Source organism: Azospirillum brasilense (assembly GCF_001315015.1).
In the GTDB taxonomy this organism is placed as follows: Bacteria; Pseudomonadota; Alphaproteobacteria; order Azospirillales; family Azospirillaceae; genus Azospirillum; species Azospirillum brasilense.
In genome coordinates this window covers 796,049-822,911 of sequence record NZ_CP012914.1, presented here as the reverse complement: position 1 = coordinate 822,911, position 26,863 = coordinate 796,049, and the positions used below count along the sequence as shown (strand labels likewise).

Sequence of the window (26,863 nt, the reverse complement as noted above, 5' to 3'; positions counted from 1 at the left end):
GCCGCAGGGCATCCGGCACCCCGTCTCAAAGCCGCTGACCACCCGAACATTTCTGTAGATTTTTATATAAAAGTCAAGAAAAGGCGCTAAACTGACAACGGAACCTCACAATAACGCGATTGATTGTCGCAATTTGCCGGTTGCATGTTTCTCGAATCTTTTCGACTATGCGACCAATGGATGCCGTGATCGAAACCCCTTTCCGCGACCGACGACCGGAGGCGGCGACGCCGGCTGGCGCGGGGCATCCTGCGCTCTTGGACGGTGCGCGGCCGGGCGTGGGGGGGACGGGCCTGACCGGCGACGCGCTGGCCGGTGCCGCGATGGCGGCCCTTGCCGACGGAATGGGCGTGTTGGCCGCTGTCCACGACGCCACGGGCGCCATCGGTGACTTCGAATGGCTGACGGCCAACCGCGCCGCGGAGCGGCTGTTCGGGCATGCCCTGGCCGGGCGCCGGCTGCGCGCGGACGATCTTCAGGATGGCGAAGAGGCCGGCCTGTTCGCCTGCCTGGCCGATTGCCTGGCGGAAAAGCAGGCGGTGCGACGCCTGGTGACGGCGCCCGGCGGCGCACGCTGGCGGATCGCCGCGGCCCCGTTCGACGCCGGCATCGCTGCGCCATCCGTCTGCGTGACCCTCGTGGAACTTGGTCCCGAGGTTCCCGCCGTGCCGGAATCGGACCGTGCGCACCGGGCGAAGGCGGAATTCCTGGCGCATATGAGTCATGAGCTGCGCACCCCCCTGAACGCGGTGCTGGGCTTTTCCGAAGTGCTGCTGGCGGAGACCTTCGGCCCGCTCGGCTCCCCCCGCTACCACAGCTACGCCGCGGACATCCACGCCAGCGGCACGCATCTTCTGTCGCTGATCGACGGCATCCTCGACCTGTCGCAGAGCGAGACCCCGCGGACGGAAATGCAGGAGGAGGCCATCAACGTGGCCGACGCCGCCCGTCAGGCGCTGGCCCAGGTGGGCGACAAGGCCGCGGCCCGCGGTGTCGACATCGGGGAGGATCTGTCCGGCGACCTGCCCCTGCTTTACGGCGACGCCCGGGCGCTTCAGCGGATGCTGACCAACCTGCTGTCGAACGCGGTGAAGTTCACCCCGTCGGGCGGGCAGGTGATGCTGTCGGCCAGCCCCATGCCGGACGGCGGGATCGGGCTGATGGTGGCCGACACCGGGGCCGGCATCGCCGAGGACGAGATGGCCCGCGTCCTGGAACCCTTCGGCAGCGCCGACATGTCCGTTCCCCGCGGCACCACCGGGACCGGCATCGGCCTTCCCGTGGTCAAGCGGCTGATGGAGATGCACGGCGGACGCCTGGACCTGTACAGCGAGCCCGGCGCCGGCACGACCGCCATTCTGATGTTCCCGCCTCGGCGCAGCCTGCCTCACGCCGCCTCACATGGTGCTCCCCTCGGCATGGCTTGAACCCGCGCCTGCCCCTTTCGCGCGGCCCGGATTCGGCAGAAGTCCCTTGGCAAAGCCGCGAAGCCGGGTCATTGTGCCGTTTCGTTCTTGAACTGTTCCGTTTATAATGGCTGATATCCTGTTGCAAGGCGACGAGCCGCCGCTCTCGGCGGGCGGTGCCGTCCCGATCTTCCGTGGGGTGCGCCGGGCGCTGGCCGCGCGCGGCTTCGTCAGCATGGCGGAGTTCCGGTTGGCCAGCGGGCGCCGCGCCGACGTCCTGGCGATGGACGGCGCGGGCACCGTCATCATCGTCGAGGTGAAAAGCTGCGTGGCCGACTTCCGCTCCGACCAGAAATGGCCGGAGTACCGGGACTGGTGCGACGCCTTCTACTTCGCCGTGGACGACGCCTTTCCGCCGGAACTGATTCCCGACGACTGCGGCCTGATGGTGGCCGACGCCTACGGCGCGGAAATCCTGCGCGAGGCGCCGGAACACCGGCTGGCCCCAGCACGGCGCAAGGCGTTGACCCTGCGCGCCGCGCTGACCGGGGCCGGACGCCTGCACCGGATCGAGGACCCGTCCTGGACCCAGGCCACCTCGCCGGTGTGACTGCCCCAGTTCGACTCTCCAATGCGCGATTGTCGGGCATGACCGAAGTCCCATGGCAAACCCTTGCCAAGCCGGTGTAAGCTCCGCCAGGAACGGGAATCGTCGGGCGGACATGCACGCACAGGATGCCAGCCCATCCACCACGGCGGAAATGCGCCGAGAGCGCCGGATTTCACGGCTGGCCGCTCCCTGGGTTGGAGCACCGTGGCTCAGCGCGCCCCGGATCGGTACGCCTTGGGTTGGTGCGCTGGCCCTGGCCGCGCTGCTGACCGGTGCCAGCGCCGGCGGATCCACGTGGCTCGCTCTGGCCGAGACGGACGCCCGCGCCCGCGGCCAAGCCGCCCGCAGCCTGGATGAGGCGCTCGACCTCATGCGCATCGCGGAGTTGGCCGCCGGGCTGTCCGCCGACGCGGCCGAGCTGGAAGCGGCCGGCACCGCCCAGCGCCAGTTGACCGCCCACAACGCGCTGCGCCAGAGGACGCACCGCCTCGCCTCCACATTGGAGGCTCTGCCACGGGACTGGCGCGCGGAACTGCGGTTTGCCGCCTTGGCCATCCGCGCGGAAGCGGACGAGCTGAACGCCACGGTGGAGCGCCGTCTGGCCGTTCAGCGCAGCCTTCAGGACCTCATCGAACAGGTGGCGGACCGCAGCGAGGCGCTGGCGGAGGCGCTCGCCACCCTGCGCACGTCGTCACCGGACGACGAAACCATGCGCCGGATCGACGGCTCACGGCAGACGGTGGCTCTCCGGCTGCTCGCCACCGGGACGGTCTCGGCTTCGGCCGCCTCGGCACGGGCCGAATTCCGCAAGGCCACGGGGGCGCTGTTCGACGCTCTGAACGATCTGCCGATCGATGCCGCCAGCCCCCGCCGCGCCGACGCCGCGCGCCAGCTCGTCGCGCTGGGAATGGACGAGCAGAACGTCTTCGACCTGCGGCAGGAGCGGGAGGCGCTGACCGCCAAGGCGGCGGGGATCGCCACGCTGCTGCGCGGCACCGCCAGCGACCTCGCCCAGCGGGCCGGCCGTGGCGCGCTGGCCCTGCGGGACGGTTTGCGGGATGGGTTGGACGCACCGAACACCCCGCGGGCGGGGGCTGAATTGTCCACCGCCGCCCCCGCCGGGGTCGGGCTGCTCACCGGGCTGGCGGTCTTCGCGGTCGGTCTGGGCGTCGCGCAGGCCCGCGCCCGGCGCACCGCGCAGCCCGATCCGGACAAGACGGAGCGGACCGGCGCGACGAACGAGGGGTCTTCGCTGCGCGTCCTGCTGGCGGAGGACGAGCCGGTCAGCCAGCAGGCTGCGGCCGCGCTGCTCCGCCGCGCCGGTCACGAGGTGACGGTGGTGGGCGACGGCCGGGCCGCTCTGGCGGCGGTGGAGCGGGAGCCCTACGACCTCGTCCTGATGGACGTGCAGATGCCGGACATGGACGGGATCGAGGCGACCCGCCGCATCCGCGCCCTTTCCGATGGCGCCGGAAACACGGCGGGACTGCGCATCGTGGCGCTGACCGCCTCCGCCGTGCCCGGCGCGGCGGAGCGCTGCCGGGCGGCGGGGGCCGACGCCGTCCTGGAAAAGCCGCTGCGCCTGTCCGCGCTGGACGCCCTGCTGGACCACCGATCCTCCGGCACCGGCGTCGCGTCCGCGCTGGCGGACATGCCCCCTCCGCCGGACGGCGAACCCGGCCTTCCCGTGTTCGATGAGGACGCCATCCGCCAGATGCGCGAGCATCTGCCGGCGGAGCGGGTCGCCACCCTGGTGACCAACACCCTCGTCACGCTGCGCGGCTACCACGCCGCGCTGGAGCAGGCCTGGAACGCCGACGACCGGGCGACCGCCGGGGCCATGGCCCACAAGATTGCCGGGGTCGCCGGCATTTACGGCTGTATGGCGCTGCGGGGCGCGGCTCAGGCTCTGGAGCGCGCCCTGGACACCGGCGAGGGCGATCCCGACGCCCTATGCCGTGCGCTGGACGACGCCGTTCCTCCGGCGCTCGCCGCGCTGGACCGGTGGAGCGACGGCGGCTAACGCACCGCCACCGGCTGACTCGGCCCCACACCCTGCGGAATGTCCGACCGCCCCGCCCCCAGGTCCTTCTGCATCATGACCACGTCCAGCCAGCGCCCGAACTTCAGCCCGACGGCCTCGACCACGCCGCAGGTGCGGAAGCCCAACGCGGCGTGCAGCCCGATGGAGCCGGCGTTCTCCGATCCGCCGACCAGCGCCACCATCTGGTGGTAGCCCTGCTCCACACAGCGGTCGATCAGCGCCTGGAGCAGCAGGCGCCCGAGGCCCTGGCCGCGCGCCTCCTCCGCGATGTAGACGGAATCCTGAATGGTGAAGCGGTAGGCGGAGCGGACGTGGTAGGCGCTGCCGTAGGCGTAACCCAGGATCAGGCCGTCGCGCTCTGCGACCAGCCAGGGCAAGCCGGCGCCGGTGATGGCGCGGAAGCGCCCTTCCAGCTCCGCCACGTCGGGCGGCTCCTCCTCGAAGGTGCCGACGCCATGAAGGACATGGTGCTCGTAGATCCGCTGGAAGGCGGGGACGTCCTCGATGCGGGCGTCGCGGACGGTGGGGGCGCTGGTCATGGGGAAACGGGTCCGACGGATGAAGGGGTGGACGACCATCCTGCCGCACGCATTTTGCTGTCGCAACCGTGCCACCCAGCCGATATGTACAGAACTGGAACGCGCTGTGTGCAACAGGGCTTTAGGGCAGGTCTTTTCAGGGCAAGGGGTTGGAAGCGATGAAGATCAACGGCCGGACGGTGCTCGTCTGCGATTGCGTCCACAGCATGGCGATCGACGGCAAGGCGTTGGCCAGGGCCTGCGGGGCCGCGGCGGGGGCGGAGGGCGATCTGTCCGTCGCCACCCAGCTTTGCCGCACCCAGCTCGACCGGTTCGAGGCGCGCGTGGCGGAGGGCGCCCCGCTGCTCGTCGCCTGCACCCAGGAGGCCCCGCTGTTCGCGGAGATCGCCGCCCAGGACAGTCCTGACGCCACCTTGGCCTTCACCAACATCCGCGAGCGCGCCGGCTGGTCGGACGAGGGCGCATTGGCCGGGCCGAAGATCGCCGCGCTGCTGGCCGAGGCGGCCATGGACATCCCGCCGACCGGCACGATTACTCTGGCGTCGGAAGGCACCGCGCTGGTCTATGGCACCGACGAGCGCGCCATCGAGGTGGCCCGGCAGCTGTCCGGCAGCCTGGACGTCACCGTGCTGCTGAAATCCCCCAAGGATGTCGCCCCGCCGCGCGTCATGGACGTGCCGGTCTTCAAAGGAACCATCCGCGCCGCCAAGGGCTGGCTCGGCAATTTCGAGATCGTGGTGGACGACTACGCCCCGGCCATCCCGGCCTCGCGCGCCGTCCTCGGCTTCGAGCCGCCGCGGCAGGGCGCCGCCTCGCGCTGCGACGTCATCGTGGACCTGACCGGCGGCGCGCCGCTGTTCCCGGCGCACGGGAAGCGCGACGGCTACCTGCGCCCCGACCCCGACAACCCCGCCGCCGTCGCCAAGGCGGTGTTCGAGGCCGCCGATCTGGTCGGCGAGTTCGAGAAGCCGCGCTACATCGATTTCAAGGCCGACCTTTGCGCCCATTCGCGCAGCCGCAAGACCGGCTGCACCCGCTGCCTGGAGGTCTGCCCGACCGGCGCCATCACGCCGAACGGCGACCATGTGGCGATCGACCCGCACATCTGCGCCGGCTGCGGCTCCTGCGCCTCGGTCTGCCCGACGGGGGCCAGCACCTACGCCCTGCCGCCGCTCCAGACGGTCTACGAGCGGCTGCGCACGCTGCTCTCCTCCTACGCCAAGGCCGGCGGGACGGAACCGGTGCTGCTCGTCCACGACCCGCGGCATGGTGACGAAATGATCTCGCTGATCGCGCGCTACGGGCGCGGCCTGCCGGCCCGCGTCCTGCCCTTCGCGGTGAACGAGGTGACCCAGCTCGGCTTCGACGTGTTCGCGGCGGCGCTCGCCTACGGCGCGGCGCGGGTGCGCGTCCTCGTCGGGCCGGGCAACGCCGGCGAGACCGTCGGGCTGGCCAGCCAGATCGGCCTCGCCGAGACGGCGATGTCGGGTCTGGGCTACGGCTCGGGCCGGGTGTCGATCATCGATGCCCAGGACCCCGACGCGGTCGCCGCCGAGCTGTGGGACCTGCCGCGCGAGGGCGCTCCCGCCCCCGGCACCTTCCTGCCGATGGGCGGGAAGCGCACCGTGACCATGCTGGCGCTGCGCCACCTGCACAAGGTCGCGCCGGAGCCGGTGGAGGTCCTGCCGCTGCCGCCGGGCGCCCCCTTCGGGCGGGTGCAGGTGATGGTGGAGGGCTGCACGCTCTGCCTGTCCTGCGTCGGCGCCTGCCCGACCGGGGCGCTGCTCGACAACGCCGACAAGCCGATGCTGTCCTTCTCGCAGGACGCCTGCGTGCAGTGCGGCCTGTGCAAGACGACCTGTCCGGAGAAGGTCATCGCGCTGGTTCCGGAGATCGATTTCCGCGACAGCGCCCGCGGCGCCAGGGTGCTGAAGGAGGAGGAGCCCTTCTGCTGCGTCAAGTGCGGCAAGCCCTTCGCCACCAAGTCCTCGATCGACAAGATCGTCGCGGTGCTCGCCGGGCGGCACGCCATGTTCGCCACGCCGGAGGCGGCCGACCGCATGCGCATGTGCGGCGACTGTCGCGTGGTGGACCAGTTCGAGCGGGGCGACTCGCCCTTCGCGCTCGGTGCCCCGCGCGCGCCGCGCACGACCGAGGACTATCTTCGCGAGCGGGAACTGGCCCAGAACGGCAAGGAGGGTGGCCCGGACGGCGGCAGCGTCCACTGAGCGCCACCGCCGGAACGCGCACGGCGTCGGGATTTGATCCCCGTCAAGTCCCGGCTCCGCGCGCCGTGGTCTGCTGCGCCTGAAATTCCAGGTGGCGAAAAATCCGCAACTCGGACCTATATATCAGGATCGGGTTCGGGGCCATAATCACCGCCCGGACTGCATGACACGCACCCCCTTGGGGAGAAGCCTGACGATGACGACCGTTCCGCCGACCGCCGCCGCCCCGCTCGTCGATCCTTTCGGGCGGACCGTCAGCTATCTGCGCGTGTCCGTCACCGACCGCTGCGATCTCCGCTGCGTCTATTGCATGGCGGAGGACATGAGCTTCCTGCCCAAGGCGGAAGTGTTGACGCTGGAGGAGATCGACCGCGTCTGTTCCGCCTTCGTCAAGCTGGGCACCCGCAAGCTGCGCCTGACCGGCGGCGAGCCGCTGGTCCGCAAGGGCATCCACGAGCTGATCCACAGCCTGGGCCGCCATGTGAAGGCCGGCGACCTGGACGAGCTGACGCTGACCACCAACGGCACCATGCTCTTCAAGTATGCCGGCGATCTGGTGGAGGCCGGGGTGCGCCGGATCAACGTGTCGCTGGACACGCTCGACCCCCACAAGTTCCAGGCGATCACCCGCTGGGGCCGGCTGGACAAGGTCCTCGGTGGGCTCCAGGCCGCCAAGGAGGCGGGGCTCCAAGTCAAGATCAACACGGTCGCGCTGAAGGGCGTGAACGACGACGAGTTCCACCGGCTGGTCGGCTGGTGCGGCGAGCAGGGCTTCGATCTGACCTTCATCGAGGTCATGCCGATGGGCGAGATCGGCGACGAGGCGCGGCTCGACCAGTATCTGCCGCTCAGCCTCGTACGGGCGGAGCTGGCCAAGCGCTGGACGCTGGACGAGATCGATTACCGCACCGGCGGCCCGGCCCGCTACGTGCGGGTGGCCGAGACCGGCGGGCGCATCGGCTTCATCACGCCGCTGACCCACAATTTCTGCGAAAGCTGCAACCGCGTGCGGCTGACCTGCACCGGCACCCTCTACATGTGCCTGGGCCAGGAGGATGCCGCCGACCTGCGCACCCCGCTGCGCCTCAGCGACGACGACGGGCTGCTGGTCCAGGCGGTGCGCGACGCCATCGCCCGCAAGCCCAAGGGCCACGACTTCATCATCGACCGTCGCCACCAGGGCCCGGCGGTCCCCCGCCACATGAGCGTGACCGGCGGATGACCCCCATTCCGCCGGACGCCCTCGCCCCTCCGGGGAGAGGGAGGGGACCCGCGCCGCAGGCGTGGGGAGGGTGAGGGGGTTGCGCATGGCGATGCGTCCGGAAGAAGCGCATCTCCTCCCCTCGACCGAAGCGGCCTTCTGCAACCGGGCACTCTGCGCTATGGTCCCCGTGACATGACCGAAACCGCTGCCAAGCTGCCCGCCGATCCGACCCTGGACCCGCTGGCGCCCGATCCCCGCAAGCCCGCCGACCTCCGCATCGCCTTCTGCGCGGCGAACACGGAGGAGGCGATGCGGGCGCGCACCCGGCTGGTCCATCGCTACGGCAACGCGCCGCTGGAGGACGCCGACGTCGTCGTGGCGCTGGGCGGCGACGGTTTTCTGCTGGAGACGCTGCACCGCGCGCTGAAGCGCGACGGGCAGAACCCGCCGCCGGTCTACGGCATGAACCGGGGATCGGTCGGCTTCCTGCTGAACGTCTTCCGCGAAGACGAACTGGCCGAGCGGCTGGCCAGCGCTCAGAGCGTCAAGCTGCACCCCCTGCGCATGAGGGCCACCCGGTGCAACGGCGAGCAGGTGGAGGCGCTGGGCATCAACGAGGTGTCGATGCTGCGCGAGACGCGGCAGGCCTCGAAGCTCCGCATCACCGTGGACGGCGTCGTCCGCCTGCCGGAGCTGATCTGCGACGGCGTGCTGGTCGCCACCCCCGCCGGCAGCACCGCCTACAACCTGTCGGCCCACGGGCCAATCATCCCGCTGGGCGCCGGGGTGCTGGCCCTGACGCCCATCAGTTCCTTCCGGCCGCGGCGGTGGCGCGGCGCGCTGCTGCCGCACAGCTCCAAGATCACCGTGGACATCCTGGAGGAGGTCAAGCGCCCGGTCAGCGCCGTGGCCGACTCGACCGAGGTGCGCGAGGTCATCCGCGTCGATGTGGAGGAAGCGCGCGACGTCGCGCTGACCCTGCTGTTCGACCCGGAGCTGAACTTCGAGGAACGGATTCTGAAGGAGCAGTTCTCGCCGTAACGCCCCTGCCCCGCCTCTTTGGGCCGTTACTCGGCGGCGCGTCGCGCGGTGCTGGCCTGCGCATGGGCGCAGATGCGGCGGGTCAAGGTGGTCAGGTTGGCCTGGAGCCGGGCGAAGCCCTCGTTCCGCTCCAGCGTCTCCTCGTTCATGTAGAGGCGCCGGTTGATTTCGAGTTGCAGGGAATGGCGGCCCCGCGCCGGGTTGGAATGGCGGGACACCAGCTCCACCCCCTTGAAGGGATGGTTCCGCGTGACCTTGTAGCCGAGCCCGGTCAGCACCCGCTCGACCAGGGCGGTGAAGCCCGGCTCGCAGCTGGTGCCGTCGCGGTCGCCCAGCACGAAATCCATGCCCAGCTTGTGCGCCGCCCCCGGCCCGACCGCGGAGGGCATGGAATGGCAGTCGATGTGCCACACGGCGCCGAACCGGTCGGCCAGATCGTCCATCACGCTGGCGACCTGGAAATGATAGGGCCGGTAGTAGCGGTCGATGCGCTCCGCCACTTCGGCAACCGACAGCCGCCCGTCGTAGAGCGGCATCCCCGGACGGCACAGCGTGCGGATCAGCCCCATGCCGGCGGCGCTCTTCTCCGTCGGGCGCAGCGGTTCGGGCCAGCGCCCATCGAGTATCGCCGGGTCGATGTCGTCGATGGCCCGGTTCGCGTCGATGTAGGTGCGCGGGAAGAGGGCGCAGAGCAGCGTCGCGCCGTGCTCCGGCGCGTGGGCGAACAGTTCGTCCACATGGGTGTCCTCAGCCTGCCGCAGAGTGGACGCCGGGCAGACGAAGGCGAAGTCGCGCGGGTAGACGGTGCCGCTGTGCGGTGAATCGAAGAACACCGGCAGGCGCGGGACGATCGGATCGTTGCGGACGAGCACGTCCTCGATCACGAAACTCATGGCTGACCCCGGTGTACCAACTGCGCCGACCAACCGCGGCACCTGCCCGAATGGCATAGCAGGACGCTGCGGCGGATGGATTCGGGTATAGACGATGGCCGGGTGCCCGTCGACCAAAAATCGTCATACACCGGTAAGGCACCGGTAAGGCAAAGGACATGATGAACCGGGGAAATGGCGGGGCTGGCGCACCAACGGACTCTCCGCCATACTGACCACTCGGCGAAAGCGCCCGGCACCGGCCAGACCCGCAAAGGCGAGATCCGCTTGACCGAATCCCTGCCACCAATCGAATTGACGCCGCCGGACATCGGCCCCTACCGCCGTGGCAACACCGGCATCGACCATGTCACGACGCTGGAATCCGGGCGATCCGGCCCGCATGCCGTGATTGTCTCGCTGATCCACGGCAACGAGATCGGCGGGGCGGTGGCGATGGACCGGCTGTTCCGGATGGGCGTCCGCCCCACCCGCGGGCGGCTGACGCTGGTCTTCGCCAACACCGCTGCCTATCACGGCTTCGACGCCGAACGGCCCTACGCGTCCCGCTTCGTCGACGAGGACATGAACCGCGTCTGGTCGCCGGAGGTGCTGGACGGCCCGCGCGACAGCGTGGAGTTGCGCCGTGCCCGGCAGCTCCGCCCGGTGTTCGACGCGGCGGACAGCATCCTCGACCTGCATTCCATGACGGCGGACACCCCGCCTCTGACGCTGTGCGGACGGACCGACCGCGCCCGTGCGCTGGCTCGCCGGCTCGGCTTCCCGGCCTGGATCGTCGCGGACGCGGGGCACGCGGCGGGGCGCCGGGTGATCGATTACGCGGACTTCGCCGCAGCGGACGGCCGGCGTACCGCCCTTCTGGTCGAATGCGGCCAGCACTGGCGCAAGGAGACGGCGCTGGTCGCGCTGGAAAGCGCGATGCGTTTCCTGCTCGCCCAGGAGATGATCGACCCGTCGCTGGCCGACCGCCACATCCGCCGCCACCCCGATCCGCTGCGCACCGTCGAGGTGACCGAGGCGGTGACCGCGGAAACCGACGACTTCTTCTTCGACGAGCCCTATGTGGGGATGGAGATCATTCCCCGCGCCGGGACGGTCCTGGGCCGCGACGGCGATCGCCCGGTCGTCACGCCCTACGACGACTGTGTGCTGATCATGCCGGCGCGACGCCCCAAATCCGGGCAGACCGCCGTCCGGTTGGGGCGGATCGTTCCTTGAACCGGACACAGCGAGCGGTATGACCATCGGACCGGGGCTCCGGCCCTTCGCGCTCGCCCTCGCGCTGGGGACGGCGGGGGGCGCGCTGTTCAGCTATTTCCATCTGCCTCTGGCCTGGATGATCGGCGCCATGACCGCCACCACGGCCGCCGCGATGGCCGGCGTCGCGCTGCATGTGCCGAAGCCGCTGCGCAACGCCATGATCATGATCCTCGGCGTGATGCTGGGCAGCGGCTTCACCCCGGACATCCTCGGCCGGCTCGGCGAGTGGAGCCTGTCGCTGAGCGCGCTGGCCGTTTATCTCGTTCTGGCGACCACGCTTGGCGTGCAGTACCTGCGCCGCGCGGCCCGGCTGGACCCACCCACATCCTTCTTCACCGCCACCCCCGGCGGGCTGAACGAGATGGTGATGGTCGGCACTCAGATGGGCGGCGACAGCCGGACCATGGCGCTGTCCCACGCGCTGCGGGTGATGCTGGTGGTGCTGGTCATCCCCTTCGCCTTCCAGGCGCTGGGCCTCTACGACCCGGCGCGGCGCGGCGCGCTCGGCCCGCCCCTGCTGTCGCTCGCCCCGCTGGACGTGGCGCTGCTGTCCGCCTGCGCCTTGGGCTATCCCCTGGCGAAGCTGTTGCGCATCCCCGCCGCCCAGATCGTCGGGCCGATGCTGCTGTCCGCCGCGATCCACCTCGCCGGCCTGACCGAGGGCAAGCCGCCGGGCGTTCTGGTCGCCGCGGCCCAGGTGGTGATCGGGGCGTCGCTCGGCTGCCGCTTCACCGGGCTGAACATCCGCCGCATCGGGCGCGACGGGCTGACCGCGCTGGGCCTCACCGGGCTGATGCTGCTGGTGACCACGGCGGCCGCCTGGATGGTGGACGAAGCGACGGGGCTGGGGCTGGCCGCGCTGATCCTCGCCTTCGCGCCGGGTGGGCTGGCCGAGATGACGCTGGTCGCGCTGGCGCTGAACATCGACGTGGCGCTGGTCGCCACCCACCACATGGTGCGCATCATCCTGATCGTGACGCTGGCGCCCGGTGTCTATCTGCTGTGGCGCAAGTGGCGAGCCCGCCGCGGCCAAGCCTGACGAGTCGCCGCCGAGCCCGCCGGCCAATCCGCCGCACACGCATGTGTGGAGTTTCCGTTGAGCCCATCCCGCAACCCGTGCGAGGTGGAGGCGCGGACGGGTGGTGAAGCGCCACCACCCCGCCGCTCAACAAGGAGGCTCGGAGGATGAAGGAAATCCTCGGTCTCCTGATCCTGCTGCTCCAGATCGTCAAGGCAATCCTTGATCTTCTGAACCGGCAGTGATCGGGCCGGGAGGCGGGGGGTCGACTCCCCTGCCTCCCAAGCCTGATGATGGCTCCGCACCCGCCCGATTGCAAGCCATCCGATCATTTCACCGGAGGTTTACCCTTTTCCCACTGGGGGTTCGTGTCGATCAGCGGCACGCTGGAGATGGCCATCTTCGCCGAGGCGTCCTTCACCTGCCGGCTGTAGACCACATAGATCAGCGTGTCGTTCACCCGGTCGTAGATGCGGCGGATGGCGATGGACTTGAAGACCAGACTCTTGCGCTCGGAAAAGACCTCCTCGCCCTTCTGCGACAGCTCGATGTCGCCGATCACCAGCGGCCCGGTGCGCCGGCAGGCGATGGAGGCGTTGGACGGGTCCTCGAACCAGTTCCCCTTGGTCAGCCGGTCGAGCACGCTGCGGTCGAAATCCACCAGATGGCAGGTGATGCCCTTCACCTTCGGGTCCTCGATCGCCTGCACCTGAAGCCCGTTGCCGGTCCAGTCGTTGGAGAAACGCCCGACGACGGCGTCCTCGGCCAAAGCAGCGGTGGAGGCGGCCATCGGTGGCAGCACGGATAGCGCCAGGACCATCAGGCCGCGGCGGATGTTTATCGAAGGGAACGGGCTGCGCATCTCGTGGAACTCCGGTCATCGCGAAGCGGGGCCGCGTGGGCGCGGTCCTGGAATACCCCTAAATCGGGCGGGGGTCCGGCGCCGTCAAGCGTCCCCCGGCCCGCTACTCCCGGAGTGCCTGCCCCCGATGAGCGACCGCACGATCGATCCGCCCTTGACCCCGCCGCCGGAGCCGGTGACCGAGCCCCTGCCCCCGGCGCGGAATCCCCGCGACCCGGTGCGGGTGGCCGTGGTGGGCCTGTTCGTCATCGCGCTGCTGTTCACGCTGTATTTCGGGCGCGACGTGCTTCTGCCGATCATGCTGGCGCTGATCCTCAGCCTGCTGCTGCGGCCCTGCGTGCGCGGCCTCTACCGGCTCGGCCTGCCGGAGGCGCTGGGCGCGGCGGTGGTGGTGCTCCTGGTGATGTCCGCCGGGCTGGGGGCCATCTACACGCTGACAACCCCGGCCACCGAATGGGTCAACCGGATGCCCCGCGTCGTCCACGAGCTGGAGTTCAAGCTGGGCGATATCCGTGAAGGGATCGACCGCGCCCGCGAGGCCTCCCGCCAGATCGAGCAGATGGCCTCCGACCGCAACGGCGCGGCGCGGGAGGTGGTGGTGCGCGGCCCGTCGCTGGCCGAACAGGTGCTGCACCAGGCGGAGGCGGTGATCGCCAACGTGGTGATCCTTCTGGTGCTTCTCTATTTCTTCCTGGCCCGCGGCCGGCAGAGCCTGGAGGCGCTGATCGGCACGATGCGCGACGTCGACGACCGCGTGCATTACGCCATGGTCGCCGCCACGGTGCAGCAGAACATCGCCGCCTATCTGGCGACCATCACGGTCATCAACATCGGGCTCGGCCTCGCGACGGCGCTGGCGATGTGGCTGTGGGGAGTGCCCAACGCGGCGCTGTGGGGAACGCTGGCCGGCCTCATCAACTACGTCCCCTTCATCGGGCCGGCGGTGATGACGGCGGTGCTGTTCCTGGTGTCGGCGCTCACCTTCGACGGAGGGCTGCACATCTTCGGACCGCCGCTGACCTTCGTGGCGCTGACGATGATGGAGGGGAACTTCCTGACCCCGATGATCGTCGGGCGGCGGCTGGCGCTGAACCCCATCGCGGTGTTCGTGTCCATCCTGTTCTGGGGCTGGATGTGGGGAATTCCCGGCGCCCTGCTGGCGGTGCCGATCCTGGCCATCCTGAAAATCCTGTTCGACGCGCACGAGCCGCTGAAGCCCATCGGCGCCCTGCTGGGATGACGCAGCCACCGCCGTAGCTCTAGCCGGGGCGGCCCCGCCGTGGCATGGTCGGAGGGAGGAAACGACCGGATTGGAGGTGGGGTGATGGTTGTCAGCGGCCTGACGCTTTTCGTCATCGCGCTTCTGATCTTCGCGCTGGCGCTGGTTCTGCTGGGCGTGCGGACCGTGCCGCAGGGCCAGGAATGGACGGTGGAGCGGTTCGGACGCTATACCCGCACGCTCCAGCCCGGCCTGCATCTGATTCTGCCGCTGGTCGACCGGATCGGACGCAAGCAGAGCATGATGGAGACGGTGCTCGACGTGCCCTCGCAGGAGGTCATCACCCGCGACAACGCCATGGTCACGGCGGACGGCGTCGTCTTCTTCCAGGTGATCGACGCCGCCAAGGCCTCCTACGAGGTCAACAACCTGGAACTGGCGATTCTCAACCTGACCATGACCAACACCCGCACGGTCATGGGCTCGATGGACCTGGACGAGTTGCTGTCCCAGCGCGACCAGATCAACGCCCGCCTGCTCGGCGTGGTGGACGAGGCGACCAGCCCCTGGGGCGTCAAGGTGACGCGCATCGAGATCCGCGACATCCAGCCGCCGCGCGACCTCGTGGACAGCATGGCACGCCAGATGAAGGCGGAGCGCGACCGCCGCGCCTCCATCCTGGAAGCGGAGGGCCAGCGCCAAGCGGCCATCCTGCGGGCGGAGGGCGCCAAGCAGGCCGCCATCCTCCAGGCCGAGGGCCGGCGCGAGGCCGCCTTCCGCGACGCCGAGGCCCGCGAACGCGCCGCCCAGGCCGAAGCCGAGGCCACCCGGCTGGTCTCCGACGCCATCGCCGGGGGCAACGTCCAGGCCATCAACTACTTCGTCGCCCAACGCTATGTGGATGCCCTGACCGCGGTGGCCGCCGCCCCGAACCAGAAGGTGCTGTTCATGCCGTTGGAAGCCGCCAACGTGATCGGTGCCATCGGCGGCATCGCGGAAATCGCCCGCGAAGCCTTCCCGAACCGCCCCTCGAACCAACCGGCATCTTCCGGAACGGCCGCCGCCCCGCCGCCGGCACCGCGCAGTCCCTGGAATCGCGATGAACGGAAGCCTGACGAGCCGAACAGGCGCGATGCGCCGGTGCCGCCGGAGTCGTAAGATTGGGCGAAACCCCAAAGGCGGACCCGCGATGATCGAATTCTGGCACTGGTGGGTTCTGGCCGTGCTGCTGGGCGCGCTGGAAACGGTGGCGCCGGGAGCGGCCTTCCTCTGGCTGGGTGGCGCTGCCGCGCTGGTCGGCTTCGTGCTTCTGGTCTGGCCGTCCCTGCCGTGGGAGCATCAGGGGCTGCTGTTCGCCCTGCTCGCCATCGCCGCGCTGGTGGGAACCCGCTTCCTGTCCCGCAGGTCAGCGCATACGACGCACACGCCGCATCTGAACCGCCGGACGGCGCAATACATCGGGACGCTGCACACGCTGGACGGCCCCATCGTCAACGGGCGGGGCCGGGCGCAGATCGGCGACGGGCTTTGGACCGTCGAGGGGCCCGACCTCCCCGCCGGAACCCGTGTCCGCATCGTCGGCGCCGAGGGCACTCTGCTGAAGGTGGAGAAGGCCTAGGCGCCAGCCGAAACGCCGCGTCGGAGCTTCGGCCAGATCATGCCGGATCTGCTCGGCGTGGCGCTCCAGCCGCTGCGCCAGAGCGTCCATGCTGCCGTCGCCGGTGGCCGCCGCGCGCTCCGCCGCCTGACGGCTGAAGGCTTCCAGTTCCCGCGCCATGGCACGGTAATCGGGCACGTCGCCTCTTGATCCGGATGTCCCGTCCATGGCCTCCGCCATGTTGCATTGCCGCAAAACCACAAAGGTATGCTGGCACAGCGTGAAGGGGTCTGGAATCTGGCTTACGGCGGGTTCGGCTTCTCTTTCGGCACAATGGACATGGTCGACCGGCCCTTCGGCCTACGCCATTCCGGAATGGTGGCTGCGTCAGTCGATCAGTTCATCCAAGGTCGCGCGGACGACCTGCACGATCTCCCCGCCGAAGTGACCAACGCCGAGGTCGCGGGCGCCGACGATGATGGACAGTTCACGCTCCGTCGTAGGGGCAAACCGGGCGATTTCCGGCACCAGTTCGTCCGACAGGACGGCGTCGCGCGACAGCCCTTCACGGGCCGCCGTGCGGTCCCGCCAACCGTTGAGGGCGGCGTTGATCGCGGCTTCGATCTGGAGGGATTCCTCCTTGCGCTTCAGGTCCTTGTAAAGGACGAGAACACGCCAGCCGCCGTCGGCGTAGGCGGTGTCGATGCGCTGCACCTCGACCGTGCGCAGAAAGGAGGAGAGGTGCCCCTGGGCCTCGTCCGCGCTCGCGTCGGGGATCGTGAAGGTGCGGATTTCGGTGCTCATCCTGTGCCTCGATGCGTGCCTCGCCTTTCGCGCAAGACTACACGAAAGCGCCCGTATCCGGCTACTCCGGCACGATCCGGGCGGATGCCCCCTTCGTCATAGGAAAACATGGCCGCACACGGGACCCTGCTCCCTCCCGGAGTGTTGGAACCACAGGACACCGCGCATCGCCGGGCGCACCGCTGGAAGGAGCAGAGGAACCATGACCGGGCCTGTTGAACCGCAAAAGCACCGGAAGGACCGGACCGGACCGCAAGCGAAGCCGCGGCGGTTGTGGATCACCCTTCTGGCGGTGATCCCCGCCCTGTTCGCGGCCGGGACGGCGGGGGCCTTCTGGACCGGCTACAGCCTCCACGACCGGCCCTTCGCCTGGTACAACAGCAACCGCATCGCCGCGACGGCGGAGCGGGCAGCGCGGGACCTGTCCCCCGTCGTGGTGGTGGCGCTCGGCGACTCGGCGCTGCGCCACGCCACCCTGGACGAACCCGGCATGGCCGCGCTGGCGGCGAAGCACGGGGTGGAAAGCCTGCATTTCCTGCGCATCGTTCACGACCACGCTCGGATCGAGGACTTCGAACCGCTGCTGGGCGACGTGCTGAAGCTGAAGCCGGCGCTGGTCCTTCTGGACGTGGACCTGCTGTTCGCCGAGCGCGGCGACTTCGCCGGACTGCGCCGCTACGGCGCGCACCTGACCGAGGTGGCGATGCTCGGCCGCTCCTACCTGCCCGACCAGAGCGCCCTGCAATACGCCAAGCCGTGCCACTCCGTCGGCCCGCAGGGCTGGACCGCCACCGCCGCCGACCGTTGGGTGGAGACCCGCGACGACGCCGTCCGCATGAACGACGACTCGCCCGCCTTCGAGCGGGTGCGCCGCTTCGCCGATCAGGCGCGCGCCGCCGGCGTCGGGATCGCCCTGCTGCTTCCGCCCCGCCCGGCGGCGGTGGAGGAAAGGCTGTACGGCGCGGGCAACGGCTACCGCCCGGCAGCGCTCGACCGGCTGAGCGGGCAGGCCGACCTGCCGCTCTGGCGATTCCCCGACTCGGCGCTTCCCAAGCCGGCCAAGGCGTCCGCCTTCTGCCGCAACGGCATGCTCGGGCCGGAGGGGCGCGATGCCTATTCGGCATGGCTGGCCGGCGGAATCGCCGAACGTCTGTCGCATCCACGGGTGGAAGAGGCCGCGCTGCAATAAAAGTCGGCCCATTCCCGACGGATGACCCGGTGCCGACACGGCAGCGTCATCAAAGTGCAATTCCCGGCGACCTAGAATGCGCCCGCGTCCCCGCCGGACCCAGACCCACTGGGCCGACCGGCGGGGGATTGCGCCTCTCTTCGGCCACGGGTGAACCACAGATGAGCGCCGCCATGGATTTCTCCGTCCGCGAGGCCCCGGCCAGCACCGAGATCGTGCTGAGCGGGCGCATGACTTTTGCCGACCACGACACCTTCCGTGACGTCATCGCCACCTTCGAGCGACCGGCGGGGCACCGGGTGGTCTTCGACCTGTCGCGGCTCGACTTCGTCGACTCCTCCGGCCTTGGCATGTTCATCATCGCCCGCGACACCGCGCAGCGGCGCAATCTGGACTTCGCGATCCGCGGCGCCCGCGACGAGGTGCGGCGCCTGATCACGATCGCCAAGTTCCACACCATGTTCAACATCGCCGACTGACGCGGCGGGAACGGACGCGATGGGGCACGCCCGCGCCATGACGCTGCCGCCCGGCACGGACGACGCCGCTCCGCCGCGCCGCGCCCGTTCCGGCGCCGGCGCGTCGGTCTACGGGATGGAATTGGGCATCCCGCTCGGCGGCTGCCGGGTGCTGATCGCCGACGACAGCGCCTTCAACCGGCGGACGCTGACCCGCTTCCTGCAATGGGCCGGCATCACCCAGGTCGCCTTCGCCGCCTCGGCGGAGGAGGTGATGGAGCGGCTGGAGAGCTTCGCCCCCGACCTGCTGCTGCTCGACGCGGCCATGCCGCGGATGGACGGCATCGGCGTGTGCCGCAGCCTGCGCGGCGACCCGCGCTGGTGCGACCTGCCGATCCTCATGCAGAGCGCGCTGCACTCCGACCAGATGAGGACGGTGTGCTTCAACGCCGGGGCGACCGACCTGATCGCCAAGCCGATCAACCCCGGCGAATGCATCGCCCGCGTGCGCTACCACCTGGAGCGCCGGTCGATGGTGCAGGAGCTGCGCGCCTTCCACGAGCGGGTGGAGCGCGACCTGCGGCAGGCCCGCGCCATGCAGCTCGCGCTGGTGCCGGAGCCGGTGGAGCTGGCCGCCCTCGCCGAGCGGAGCGGGCTGACGGTGGATTCGGTCTTTCGCGCGTCGGACGAGATCGGCGGCGATTTCTGGACGGCCTTCGCATTCGACGGGAGCCGCGTCGGGGTCTTCGCCGCCGACCTGTCGGGCCACGGCATCGCTGCGGCGATCAACGCCTTCCGCCTGCACACGCTGCTGACCCGTACCCCGCCGGAGGAGTTGCGCGATCCCGCCCGCCTGCTGCGCCAACTGAACGGGCGGCTGTGCGAGATCCTGCCGCTGGGCCAGTTCGCCACCGCTTTCTACGGGGTGATCGACCGCGCCGACGACACGCTGCTCTACGCCGCCGCCGCGTCGCCCAGCCCCCTCCTGATGACCAACTTCGGTGTCCAGCCGCTGGACGCGTCCGGCCCGCTCCTCGGCGCCTTCCCGGACTCGGCCTACACGAACCGACGCGTTCCGCTGCGGCGCGGCGACGGCCTGTTCCTCTGTTCCGACGGGCTGAGCGAAGCCAGGAACGCCGAGGGCGCCATGCTGGGCGAGGACGGCCTGCTCCGTCTGGCCGAGCGGGCGGCGGCGGAGGCTCCCGAGCGCCCCCTGCCCGCCCTGATGGCCCACCACGCCGCGATCCATGGCGAACGCTTGAACGACGACGTGACCGCGCTCTGGATCACCCGCCGCTGACGCAGCGCAGCAATTTATCCATTGGCCCCATACCCTTATTCGAGTTATGGATATTGCTGCGTCGGGCGACGTGTAACAGGAGACGGAACGGATATGGCTTCGATCATGATCAAGAAGGCCGGCGAGGGCCTGATTTCCCAGGCTCACCGCAACGCCGACGTTGGCCCGACCAGTGGCAGCTCGGTCGTGTACGAGATTCTCAACGTGCCGGCGGGCGTGTCGGTGGACGACGTCATCGCCGCCTTCAAGACCTTCAAGCCGGCGGACAAGAAGTACGAGTACGACTACGCCGACCTGTCCAAGTAAGGCGCTCGTTCGCCCTTCCCGCGGTTCCCGCAAGGGTGGAAACCGCGGGAAACGGCCTTTACCCCTTCTTGGGGAAGCGCTCGATCCAGCGCTCCAGTTCCGCCACATGCTCCGCCTCTTCGGAGGCGAACTCCTCGGCCATCATGCGGACCTCCGGGTCCGTGGTGGAGGCCGCCACGTCGGCGTAGAAGGCGTGCCCGCGCTTTTCGCTGTCGAGCGCCAGCTCCAGCGCGTACTCCACCGTCATCAGATAGTGCGAGCCTTCCATGGAGGCCGCTTCCGGGCTCTCGTCGTCCGGCCACTGGAAGTCCTCCGGGGCGAGCACCGGCACATCGCGGAAGGCGGAGCGCTTGCGGGCGTCCGCCAGATGCAGGCGCGAGAACTCGGCCATCTTGGCGAAGAAGGCCGCGACGTCCGCGTTGCCGTAGGTCTTCATGGCCTCCGACAGGTCAGCGAAACGGTTGGCGGCGTCCTCCTCCAGCGCGCAGGCGTGGGCGAGGAACAGGGCGGGGTCGTGAATGTTGGCCATAGGGTCCCGAGATCGTTAAGTCACAAATGGATTGTGGTTATTTGAACCATAACGCCTTGTTGCGAAAGGTTCTCGGATCGCTGGCCGGTTGCGGGCTTCTGCGACACTTTGACACGCCTGCAAGGGGCTGCGCCCCTCTCCCGCCGGCATTGCGGGACGGCAAACATGAAACCTCTGCAATGATCGCCAAGCAACGTCGCCTCGCTCTTGACCGGCTCCAATTCCAGGAATAGATCAGCGACAACGTCACCGCGTGATTGGCGGGCGTCCGGACATGTGGTCCGGTCCCGCGCCAAGAAAGCAAGAGATGGACAGCCACAGTCGTCGATCCCGACACCGTTTCGGTTCTCTGCCGATCCTGGGCTGACCTCTTCACAGGTTCGCCACGGCCGGCCGTGATGCCGACAGCCGCACAGGTGAACCATGGTGACGTCTTCCATCACCATTCCGATGCCGTTCCGCGCGCCCTTGCCACCGCCAGCGCCGGGCTGACCGCCATCCTCCCCCTTTGACGCCCACCCGACGCCGCACGGCGCCGGGTGCCTGCACACGCCGATTGCGCATGCCCAACGCGACCGGACTCCGATCCGGCCGCAGGATGGAGGGGCCATGGTCTGGACCCAGACAAGCGTTTCCGTGAAGACGGCGGCCGCCACGCCCAACCGCTGGGACCTCGTGGCCCTGCCGCTGGTCGTCGGCCTGCTCGCCCTGGCCGCCGTCGGCGGTCACCAGATGGCGGCACCGCTGGCGAGCCTCGACGCGCCGGCCGTCTCGCTCGACCCCTGGAACCTGCCGGATTACGCGCTGCGCTCGACGCTGCGCATGCTGGCGGCGATGGCGGCCTCGCTGCTCTTCACCTTCACCTACGCCACGCTGGCGGCCAAGAGCCGCCGGGCCGGGATGGTGCTGATCCCGGTTCTGGACGTGCTCCAGTCGGTGCCGGTGCTCGGCTACATCTCCTTCACCGTGGTCTTCTTCCTGTCGCTGTTCCCCGGCAGCGTGCTGGGCGCCGAATGCGCGGCGATCTTCGCCATCTTCACCAGCCAGGCCTGGAACATGACCTTCAGCGTCTACCAGTCGCTGCGCTCGGTGCCGCGCGACCTGGACGAGGCGGCGACCAGCTTCCGCTTCTCCGGCTGGCAGCGCTTCTGGCGGCTGGAGGCGCCCTTCGCCATGCCGGGGCTGGTCTGGAACATGATGATGTCGATGTCCGGCGGCTGGTTCTTCGTCGTCGCGTCGGAGGCGATCACCGTCGGCGACCACACCGTCACGCTGCCCGGCATCGGCTCCTATCTGGCCGAGGCCATCGCGCAGAAGAACCTCGGCGCCGTCGGCTGGGCGGTGCTGGCGATGCTGGCGGTCATCCTGCTCTACGACCAGCTCCTTTTCCGCCCGCTGGTCGCCTGGGCCGACAAGTTCCGCGTCGAGCAGACCGGCGCGCAGGAGGCGCCCGAGTCCTGGGTGCTGCGGCTGTTCCAGCGCACCCGCGTCTGCCGCTCGCTGCTGGCGCCGGTCGTGGCCCTGCTCGGCCGGGTGGCGTGGCTGCGCCTGACGCCCCTCTCCGCCCTGTCTGACGCCCTGCCCCCTGCCCTGAAGCGCCGGGTCGCCGGCCCGCCCTCCCCCGCGCGCGACCGCTGGCTCGACCGGGTGTGGTACGCGGTCGTCGCGGCGGCGGCGCTCGCCCTGGGCTGGACCATGTTGCGGTTCATCGCCGCCAGCGCCGGCTGGGGCGACGTCGGGACCGTGCTGCTGCTCGGGGCGGCGACCCTGCTGCGCGTCGTGGTGCTGATCGCCATCGCCTCGCTCGTCTGGGTGCCGCTCGGCGTGCTGATCGGGTTGCGCCCGCGCCTCGCCGAGGCGGTGCAGCCGCTGGCGCAGTTCCTGGCGGCCTTTCCGGCCAACCTGCTGTTCCCGGTCGCCGTCGTCACCATCCTGCGCTTCGACCTGAACCCGGACGTCTGGCTCAGCCCGCTGATGATCCTGGGCACGCAGTGGTACATCCTGTTCAACGTCATCGCCGGAACGTCCGCCTTCCCCAGCGACCTCAAGGAAGCGGCCTCCAGCTTCCGCATCCGCGGCTGGCAATGGTGGCGCGACGTCATGCTGCCCGGCGTCTTCCCCTACTACCTGACCGGCGCGGTGACCGCGGCGGGCGGCTCGTGGAACGCCAGCATCGTCGCCGAGGCGGTGCGCTGGGGCGACGCCGAGGTCACCGCGCACGGGCTGGGCAGCTACATCGCCCAGGCGACCGCCGCCGGGGACTACCCGCGCATCGTGCTCGGCATCGCCGTGATGTCCCTGTTCGTCACCCTGCTCAACCGGCTGCTCTGGCGTCCGCTCTACGGCTACGCCGAACGCTACCTGCGCCTTGCCTGACGGAGGCCGTACCATGATGACGCAGCACTCGCCCCTCTTCGAACTCCACGGCGTCCGGCAGTCCTACCGCAAGCCGTCCGGCCCGCCGTATGTCGTGCTCGACGGCGTGGACCTGACGCTGCGCGACGGCGAGATCGTCGGGCTGCTCGGCCGCTCCGGCTCGGGCAAGTCCACGCTGCTGCGCATCGTCGCCGGGCTGGCCCAGCCGACCTCGGGCCAAGTCCTGCACCGCGGCGCGCCGGTGGCCGGGCCGACCGACGGGGTGGCGATGGTGTTCCAGTCCTTCGCTCTGTTCCCCTGGCTGACCGTCGAGGAAAATGTGTTGGCCGGGCTGAAGGCGCTGCGCGTTCCCGCGAACGAGGCGGCGGCCCGCGCCGAGGAGGCCATCGACCTGATCGGCCTGTCGGGCTTCGAGAGCGCCTACCCCAAGGAGCTGTCCGGCGGGATGCGCCAGCGCGTCGGCTTCGCCCGCGCGCTGGTCGTCCATCCGGAAATCCTGCTGATGGACGAGCCCTTCTCGGCGCTCGACGTGCTGACGGCGGAGACGCTGCGCACCGACCTGCTCGACCTGTGGATGGAGCGCAAGCTGCCGACCCGGTCGATCCTGATGGTCACCCACAACATCGAGGAGGCGGTGCTGATGTGCGACCGCATCCTGGTCTTCGCCTCCAACCCGGGCCGCGTCGCGGCGGAGATCCGGGTGGAGATCCCGCACCCGCGCAACCGGCTGGCCCCGGACTTCCGCGAACTGGTCGACGACATCTACGGCCGGATGACCGCGCGCAAACCGCTGAGCGCTCCGGCAACGACAACGGTGGGAACGACCGGGCGTCCGCGGCCGGTCTATGCCGAGCCGCTCCAGCAGGTCTCAACCAACCGGTTGGCCGGCCTGATGGAGACGCTGGCCGCCCCGCCCTACCAGGGCAAGGCTGACCTGCCGCACCTCGCGGCGGCGCTGCGGCACGAGATCGACGACCTCTTCCCCATCGCCGAAACGCTCCAGATGCTCGGATTCGCCGAGGTGGCGGAGGGCGACATCCGGCTGACCGAACCGGGCCACCTGTTCGCCGAGGCCGGGATGGACGACCGCAAGACCTTGTTCGCCGAGCATCTGGTCCATTTCGTGCCGCTCGCCGCGCACATCGACGCCGCCCTGGCGGAGCGCCCCGACCACCGCGTTCCCTACGCCCCGTTCGCCCGCGAGCTGGAAGCCTTCATGAGCGAGAGCTACGCCGAGGAAACGCTGAACGCGGTGACCGGCTGGGCCCGCTACGCCGAGCTGTTCACCCACGACACCGAGGCCGGGGTCTTCTGCCGTGAGGAGACCGAATAGCCGGGGCGTCCCGGCGGAGGGCTTGACCGGGGCGCCCGCCGCTGCCAGGAACACGGGCGGCGCCCTTCTCCACCGGTTCACGAAATTCATGAGCATCCCGCCCCTTCCCATCGATCCCGTGCTTCCCGAGCTCCTGGCCGCGCTGGACGGGCGCGGCGTGGCGGTGCTGCAGGCGCCGCCGGGGGCGGGCAAAACCACCCGCGTGCCGCTGGCCCTGCTCGACCGGCCCTGGCTGGCCGGGCGCAAGGTGATCGTGCTGGAGCCGCGGCGGCTGGCCGCCCGCGCCGCCGCCCGCCGGATGGCCGCGATGCTGGGGGAAAGCGTCGGCGAGACGGTCGGCTACCGCGTGCGGCTGGACACCAAGGTCGGGCCGAAGACCCGGATCGAGGTGGTGACTGATGGCCTGTTCCTGCGCCAGCTTCAGGAGGACCCCGAGCTGCCGGCGGTCGGCGCCGTGCTGTTCGACGAGTTCCACGAACGCGGCATCGACAGCGATCTGGCCCTGGCCCTGGTGCAGGAGGCGCGCGGCGCGCTGCGCGACGACCTGCGGCTGGTGGTGATGTCGGCGACGCTGGACGGCGGCCCCGTCGCCGCCCTGCTCGGCGACGCCCCGATGGTGACCAGCCAGGGCCGGGCGTTCCCGGTGGAGACCCGCCACCTCGACGCTCCGGCCACCGGAACCCGTATTGAAGACGCCGTGGCGGCTGCCGTCCGCCGCGCCCTGCGCGAAGAGAGCGGCAACGCGCTGGTCTTCCTGCCCGGCGCCGGGGAGATCCGGCGGGTGCAGAGCCTTCTGGAGTCGGCGGACCTCGGCCCCGGCACGGTGATCGCCCCGCTCTACGGCGACCTGACGGCGGACGCCCAGGACCGGGCCATCGCCCCCAGCCCGCCGGGCACGCGCAAGATCGTCCTCGCCACCCCCATCGCCGAAACCAGCCTGACCATCGAGGGCATCCGGATCGTCGTGGACGGCGGGCTGATGCGCGTCCCCCGCTTCGACCCGCGCAGCGGCATGACCCGGCTGGTCACCGCCAAGGTCTCCCAGGCGTCGGCGGAGCAGCGGCGGGGCCGCGCCGGCCGGTTGGAGCCCGGCGTCTGCTACCGCCTGTGGCCGGAGCCGTCGCACAAGGCGCTGGCCGCCTTCACCCCGCCCGAGATCATGGACGCCGACCTCGCGCCGCTGGCGCTGGAGCTGGCGGTGTGGGGCGTGTCCGACCCGGCGTCGCTCGCCTGGCTCGACCCGCCGCCCGCCGCCGCCATGGCCCAGGCGCGCGAGCTGCTGCGGGAACTGGGGGCGCTGGACGCCGATGGCGGCATCACCGCCCATGGCCGCCGCATGGCCGGCTTCGGCGTGCATCCCCGGCTGGCCCACATGATGCTGAAGGGGAATGCGATGGGGCTGGGCGCGCTGGCCTGCGAAGTCGCCGCCCTGCTCGGCGAGCGCGACATCGTCCGCGCCCAACCCGGTTTCCGCGACGCCGACCTGCGGCTGCGCGTGGAGTTGCTGCGTGGGCTCGACGACGACGGGCGGATGCGCGGCGCCGGGCGCGGCCTGACGGTGGAGCGCGGCGGCGCCCAGCAGGCGTTGAAGCAGGCCCGCAACTGGAAGCGGCAGGTGGGTGTGAAGGGCAGTGGTGGCGATCTCGGCGCCACCGGCCTGCTGGTCGCCCTAGCCTACCCCGACCGCATCGGCCAGCGCCGCCCCGGCGGCAGCGCGGGCGGGGCCGCCGCGCAGTACCGGCTGTCCAACGGGCGCGGCGCCTATTTCCAGGACGCCGAGCCGCTGAGCGCCGAGGACTGGCTGGCCGTCGCCGACCTGGACGGGGCCGCCCGCGAGTCGCGCATCTTCCTCGCCGCCCCGCTCACCCTGGCCGAGCTGGAGGAGGCCTTCGCCGAGCACATCCGCAGCGAGACCGTGGTCGCCTGGGACGGGCGGGAGCAGACGGTGCTGGCCCGCCGCCGCCGCATGCTGTTCGCCCTGGCGCTGGAGGACAAGCGCCTGCCAAACCCGCCCGCCGAGGCCATCGCCGCCGCCATGCTGGAGGGCGTCCGGGAGATGGGGCTGACCGCCCTGCCCTGGACCGACGAGCTGCGCAAGTGGCAGACGCGCGTCCTGTTCCTGCGCCGCATGGAGGGCGAAGAGTGGCCGGACGTCTCCGACGCCGCCCTGCTGGAGACGATGGAGGAGTGGCTGGCGCCCTTCCTGAACGGCGCCTCGCGCCGCGCCCATCTCGACCGGGTGGAACTGGGCAACGCGCTGCGCGGCCTGTTGCCCTGGGCGATGCAGCAGCGGCTGGACAAGGAGGCGCCGACCCATGTGGAGGTGCCCAGCGGTTCCCGCATCCCCATCGATTACAGCGGGGACGAGCCGGTGCTGGCCGTCCGGCTGCAGGAGATGTTCGGGCTGGCCGAGACGCCGCGCATCGCCGGCGGGCGGGTGCCGCTGCTGCTCCACCTGCTGTCCCCGGCCCGCCGCCCGGCGCAGGTGACGCGCGACCTCGCCAGCTTCTGGGCCAACGCCTACAAGGCGGTGAAGGCCGACCTCAAGGGGCAGTATCCCAAGCATTATTGGCCCGACAACCCGCTGGAGGCCGAACCCACGGCACGGGCGAAGCCACGCGGACGATAACAAGGGAGGTGGATGGAT

At 70.2% G+C, this 26,863-nt stretch carries 24 protein-coding genes; 19 read left to right on the top strand and 5 right to left on the bottom strand.

Annotation, left to right across the window (positions count from 1 at the left end; all coding sequences use genetic code 11):
- Window positions 1-278: 278 nt before the first annotated feature.
- The 3 genes from AMK58_RS03735 to AMK58_RS31225 all read left to right on the top strand — a co-directional run bounded on the left by AMK58_RS03735 (window position 279) and on the right by AMK58_RS31225 (window position 4,039).
- The gene (locus AMK58_RS03735) at window positions 279-1,427 is read left to right on the top strand and encodes a sensor histidine kinase (protein WP_236778169.1); all 1,149 of its coding nucleotides are present in this window, start codon (window positions 279-281) and stop codon (window positions 1,425-1,427) included.
- Between the two features lie 106 nt (window positions 1,428-1,533).
- A complete protein-coding gene (locus AMK58_RS03730) occupies window positions 1,534-2,016 on the top strand; it encodes an MmcB family DNA repair protein (RefSeq protein ID WP_035675493.1) in 483 nt (160 codons plus the stop codon).
- Between the two features lie 112 nt (window positions 2,017-2,128).
- Entirely contained in the window at window positions 2,129-4,039 is a 1,911-nt protein-coding gene (locus AMK58_RS31225; protein WP_236778168.1) for a response regulator, read from the top strand.
- Here AMK58_RS31225 and AMK58_RS03720 read toward each other — a convergent pair.
- Window positions 4,036-4,599 (bottom strand): GNAT family N-acetyltransferase, encoded by a 564-nt coding sequence (locus AMK58_RS03720; RefSeq protein ID WP_035675540.1) that lies wholly within the window; start codon window positions 4,597-4,599, stop codon window positions 4,036-4,038. The two genes, AMK58_RS31225 and AMK58_RS03720, sit on opposite strands and share 4 nt — an antisense overlap.
- Before the next feature lie 158 nt (window positions 4,600-4,757).
- On the opposite strand from AMK58_RS03720, the gene AMK58_RS03715 reads away from it, so the two are divergent.
- From AMK58_RS03715 to AMK58_RS03705, 3 genes are all read left to right on the top strand, one after another.
- Window positions 4,758-6,827, top strand: a complete 2,070-nt coding sequence (locus AMK58_RS03715) for a 4Fe-4S binding protein (RefSeq protein ID WP_035675542.1) — start codon at window positions 4,758-4,760, stop codon at window positions 6,825-6,827.
- 196 nt (window positions 6,828-7,023) lie between these two features.
- The gene (moaA, locus tag AMK58_RS03710; RefSeq protein WP_014241273.1) at window positions 7,024-8,049 is read left to right on the top strand and encodes a GTP 3',8-cyclase MoaA; all 1,026 of its coding nucleotides are present in this window, start codon (window positions 7,024-7,026) and stop codon (window positions 8,047-8,049) included.
- Window positions 8,050-8,223: 174 nt separating this feature from the next.
- Window positions 8,224-9,072: an NAD kinase gene (locus AMK58_RS03705; RefSeq protein WP_079285113.1), complete on the top strand. Its 849-nt coding sequence runs from the start codon at window positions 8,224-8,226 to the stop codon at window positions 9,070-9,072.
- A gap of 26 nt (window positions 9,073-9,098) precedes the next feature.
- On the opposite strand, the gene AMK58_RS03700 is transcribed toward AMK58_RS03705, so the two are convergent.
- Window positions 9,099-9,965, bottom strand: coding sequence for an N-formylglutamate amidohydrolase (locus AMK58_RS03700; protein WP_035675545.1), 867 nt, complete (start codon window positions 9,963-9,965; stop codon window positions 9,099-9,101).
- A gap of 267 nt (window positions 9,966-10,232) precedes the next feature.
- Here AMK58_RS03700 and AMK58_RS03695 point away from each other — a divergent pair, with 267 nt between their 5' ends.
- Window positions 10,233-11,183, top strand: coding sequence for a M14 family metallopeptidase (locus AMK58_RS03695; protein WP_035675569.1), 951 nt, complete (start codon window positions 10,233-10,235; stop codon window positions 11,181-11,183).
- 19 nt (window positions 11,184-11,202) lie between these two features.
- Window positions 11,203-12,264, top strand: a complete 1,062-nt coding sequence (locus AMK58_RS03690) for an AbrB family transcriptional regulator (RefSeq protein ID WP_035675548.1) — start codon at window positions 11,203-11,205, stop codon at window positions 12,262-12,264.
- A gap of 307 nt (window positions 12,265-12,571) precedes the next feature.
- Here the strand turns inward: AMK58_RS03690 and AMK58_RS03685 are convergent, their stop codons facing one another.
- On the bottom strand, window positions 12,572-13,105 hold the full coding sequence (locus tag AMK58_RS03685) for a CreA family protein (RefSeq protein WP_014241280.1): 534 nt from the start codon (window positions 13,103-13,105) through the stop codon (window positions 12,572-12,574).
- Window positions 13,106-13,232: 127 nt separating this feature from the next.
- Between AMK58_RS03685 and AMK58_RS03680 the strand changes: the two genes are divergently transcribed.
- The 4 genes from AMK58_RS03680 to AMK58_RS30290 all read left to right on the top strand — a co-directional run bounded on the left by AMK58_RS03680 (window position 13,233) and on the right by AMK58_RS30290 (window position 16,131).
- Window positions 13,233-14,345, top strand: coding sequence for an AI-2E family transporter (locus AMK58_RS03680; RefSeq protein ID WP_035675551.1), 1,113 nt, complete (start codon window positions 13,233-13,235; stop codon window positions 14,343-14,345).
- 84 nt (window positions 14,346-14,429) lie between these two features.
- On the top strand, window positions 14,430-15,482 hold the full coding sequence (locus AMK58_RS03675; protein ID WP_035675554.1) for an SPFH domain-containing protein: 1,053 nt from the start codon (window positions 14,430-14,432) through the stop codon (window positions 15,480-15,482).
- Between the two features lie 31 nt (window positions 15,483-15,513).
- Window positions 15,514-15,942: an NfeD family protein gene (locus AMK58_RS03670; protein ID WP_035675556.1), complete on the top strand. Its 429-nt coding sequence runs from the start codon at window positions 15,514-15,516 to the stop codon at window positions 15,940-15,942.
- Between the two features lie 39 nt (window positions 15,943-15,981).
- On the top strand, window positions 15,982-16,131 hold the full coding sequence (locus AMK58_RS30290; RefSeq protein ID WP_155903503.1) for a hypothetical protein: 150 nt from the start codon (window positions 15,982-15,984) through the stop codon (window positions 16,129-16,131).
- A 177-nt stretch (window positions 16,132-16,308) separates the two neighbouring features.
- Here AMK58_RS30290 and AMK58_RS03665 read toward each other — a convergent pair whose 3' ends face one another.
- Complete coding sequence (locus AMK58_RS03665; protein WP_035675559.1) at window positions 16,309-16,725, bottom strand: HRDC domain-containing protein; 417 nt, start codon at window positions 16,723-16,725, stop codon at window positions 16,309-16,311.
- A 202-nt stretch (window positions 16,726-16,927) separates the two neighbouring features.
- On the opposite strand from AMK58_RS03665, the gene AMK58_RS03660 reads away from it, so the two are divergent.
- The 4 genes from AMK58_RS03660 to AMK58_RS03645 all read left to right on the top strand — a co-directional run bounded on the left by AMK58_RS03660 (window position 16,928) and on the right by AMK58_RS03645 (window position 19,978).
- Window positions 16,928-17,914: a hypothetical protein gene (locus tag AMK58_RS03660; protein WP_137165186.1), complete on the top strand. Its 987-nt coding sequence runs from the start codon at window positions 16,928-16,930 to the stop codon at window positions 17,912-17,914.
- 161 nt (window positions 17,915-18,075) lie between these two features.
- Entirely contained in the window at window positions 18,076-18,393 is a 318-nt protein-coding gene (locus tag AMK58_RS03655; protein ID WP_236778167.1) for an STAS domain-containing protein, read from the top strand.
- A 19-nt stretch (window positions 18,394-18,412) separates the two neighbouring features.
- Window positions 18,413-19,672, top strand: coding sequence for a PP2C family protein-serine/threonine phosphatase (locus tag AMK58_RS03650; RefSeq protein ID WP_059398632.1), 1,260 nt, complete (start codon window positions 18,413-18,415; stop codon window positions 19,670-19,672).
- Between the two features lie 93 nt (window positions 19,673-19,765).
- Complete coding sequence (locus AMK58_RS03645; protein ID WP_014241290.1) at window positions 19,766-19,978, top strand: hypothetical protein; 213 nt, start codon at window positions 19,766-19,768, stop codon at window positions 19,976-19,978.
- Window positions 19,979-20,036: 58 nt separating this feature from the next.
- Here AMK58_RS03645 and AMK58_RS03640 read toward each other — a convergent pair whose 3' ends face one another.
- Window positions 20,037-20,507: a ferritin-like domain-containing protein gene (locus tag AMK58_RS03640; RefSeq protein ID WP_035675565.1), complete on the bottom strand. Its 471-nt coding sequence runs from the start codon at window positions 20,505-20,507 to the stop codon at window positions 20,037-20,039.
- Window positions 20,508-21,116: 609 nt separating this feature from the next.
- Here AMK58_RS03640 and AMK58_RS03635 point away from each other — a divergent pair.
- The 3 genes from AMK58_RS03635 (at window position 21,117) to hrpB (ending at window position 26,845) form a co-directional block, all read left to right on the top strand.
- Window positions 21,117-22,883, top strand: coding sequence for an ABC transporter permease (locus tag AMK58_RS03635; protein WP_059398631.1), 1,767 nt, complete (start codon window positions 21,117-21,119; stop codon window positions 22,881-22,883).
- A 13-nt stretch (window positions 22,884-22,896) separates the two neighbouring features.
- Window positions 22,897-24,216: an ABC transporter ATP-binding protein gene (locus tag AMK58_RS03630; protein WP_035675566.1), complete on the top strand. Its 1,320-nt coding sequence runs from the start codon at window positions 22,897-22,899 to the stop codon at window positions 24,214-24,216.
- Between the two features lie 88 nt (window positions 24,217-24,304).
- Window positions 24,305-26,845 (top strand): ATP-dependent helicase HrpB, encoded by a 2,541-nt coding sequence (gene hrpB, locus AMK58_RS03625; protein ID WP_059398630.1) that lies wholly within the window; start codon window positions 24,305-24,307, stop codon window positions 26,843-26,845.
- The last annotated feature ends 18 nt before the right edge of the window (window positions 26,846-26,863 follow it).

Excerpts from the sequence above, each read along its gene's own strand:
- AMK58_RS03705 (WP_079285113.1), top strand. The coding sequence starts at position 8,224 with ATGACCGAAACCGCTGCCAAGCTGCCCGCCGATCCGACCCTGGACCCG.
- AMK58_RS03680 (WP_035675551.1), top strand. The coding sequence starts at position 13,233 with ATGAGCGACCGCACGATCGATCCGCCCTTGACCCCGCCGCCGGAGCCG.
- AMK58_RS30290 (WP_155903503.1), top strand. The coding sequence starts at position 15,982 with ATGCCGGATCTGCTCGGCGTGGCGCTCCAGCCGCTGCGCCAGAGCGTC.
- AMK58_RS03730 (WP_035675493.1), top strand. The coding sequence starts at position 1,534 with ATGGCTGATATCCTGTTGCAAGGCGACGAGCCGCCGCTCTCGGCGGGC.
- AMK58_RS03650 (WP_059398632.1), top strand. The coding sequence starts at position 18,413 with ATGGGGCACGCCCGCGCCATGACGCTGCCGCCCGGCACGGACGACGCC.
- AMK58_RS03715 (WP_035675542.1), top strand. The coding sequence starts at position 4,758 with ATGAAGATCAACGGCCGGACGGTGCTCGTCTGCGATTGCGTCCACAGC.
- AMK58_RS03655 (WP_236778167.1), top strand. The coding sequence starts at position 18,076 with ATGAGCGCCGCCATGGATTTCTCCGTCCGCGAGGCCCCGGCCAGCACC.
- AMK58_RS03700 (WP_035675545.1), bottom strand. The coding sequence starts at position 9,965 with ATGAGTTTCGTGATCGAGGACGTGCTCGTCCGCAACGATCCGATCGTC.
- AMK58_RS03645 (WP_014241290.1), top strand. The coding sequence starts at position 19,766 with ATGGCTTCGATCATGATCAAGAAGGCCGGCGAGGGCCTGATTTCCCAG.
- AMK58_RS03670 (WP_035675556.1), top strand. The coding sequence starts at position 15,514 with ATGATCGAATTCTGGCACTGGTGGGTTCTGGCCGTGCTGCTGGGCGCG.
- moaA (WP_014241273.1), top strand. The coding sequence starts at position 7,024 with ATGACGACCGTTCCGCCGACCGCCGCCGCCCCGCTCGTCGATCCTTTC.
- AMK58_RS03675 (WP_035675554.1), top strand. The coding sequence starts at position 14,430 with ATGGTTGTCAGCGGCCTGACGCTTTTCGTCATCGCGCTTCTGATCTTC.
- AMK58_RS03690 (WP_035675548.1), top strand. The coding sequence starts at position 11,203 with ATGACCATCGGACCGGGGCTCCGGCCCTTCGCGCTCGCCCTCGCGCTG.
- hrpB (WP_059398630.1), top strand. The coding sequence starts at position 24,305 with ATGAGCATCCCGCCCCTTCCCATCGATCCCGTGCTTCCCGAGCTCCTG.
- AMK58_RS03640 (WP_035675565.1), bottom strand. The coding sequence starts at position 20,507 with ATGGCCAACATTCACGACCCCGCCCTGTTCCTCGCCCACGCCTGCGCG.
- AMK58_RS03665 (WP_035675559.1), bottom strand. The coding sequence starts at position 16,725 with ATGAGCACCGAAATCCGCACCTTCACGATCCCCGACGCGAGCGCGGAC.
- AMK58_RS03635 (WP_059398631.1), top strand. The coding sequence starts at position 21,117 with ATGGTCTGGACCCAGACAAGCGTTTCCGTGAAGACGGCGGCCGCCACG.
- AMK58_RS31225 (WP_236778168.1), top strand. The coding sequence starts at position 2,129 with ATGCACGCACAGGATGCCAGCCCATCCACCACGGCGGAAATGCGCCGA.
- AMK58_RS03685 (WP_014241280.1), bottom strand. The coding sequence starts at position 13,105 with ATGCGCAGCCCGTTCCCTTCGATAAACATCCGCCGCGGCCTGATGGTC.
- AMK58_RS03630 (WP_035675566.1), top strand. The coding sequence starts at position 22,897 with ATGATGACGCAGCACTCGCCCCTCTTCGAACTCCACGGCGTCCGGCAG.
- AMK58_RS03660 (WP_137165186.1), top strand. The coding sequence starts at position 16,928 with ATGACCGGGCCTGTTGAACCGCAAAAGCACCGGAAGGACCGGACCGGA.
- AMK58_RS03720 (WP_035675540.1), bottom strand. The coding sequence starts at position 4,599 with ATGACCAGCGCCCCCACCGTCCGCGACGCCCGCATCGAGGACGTCCCC.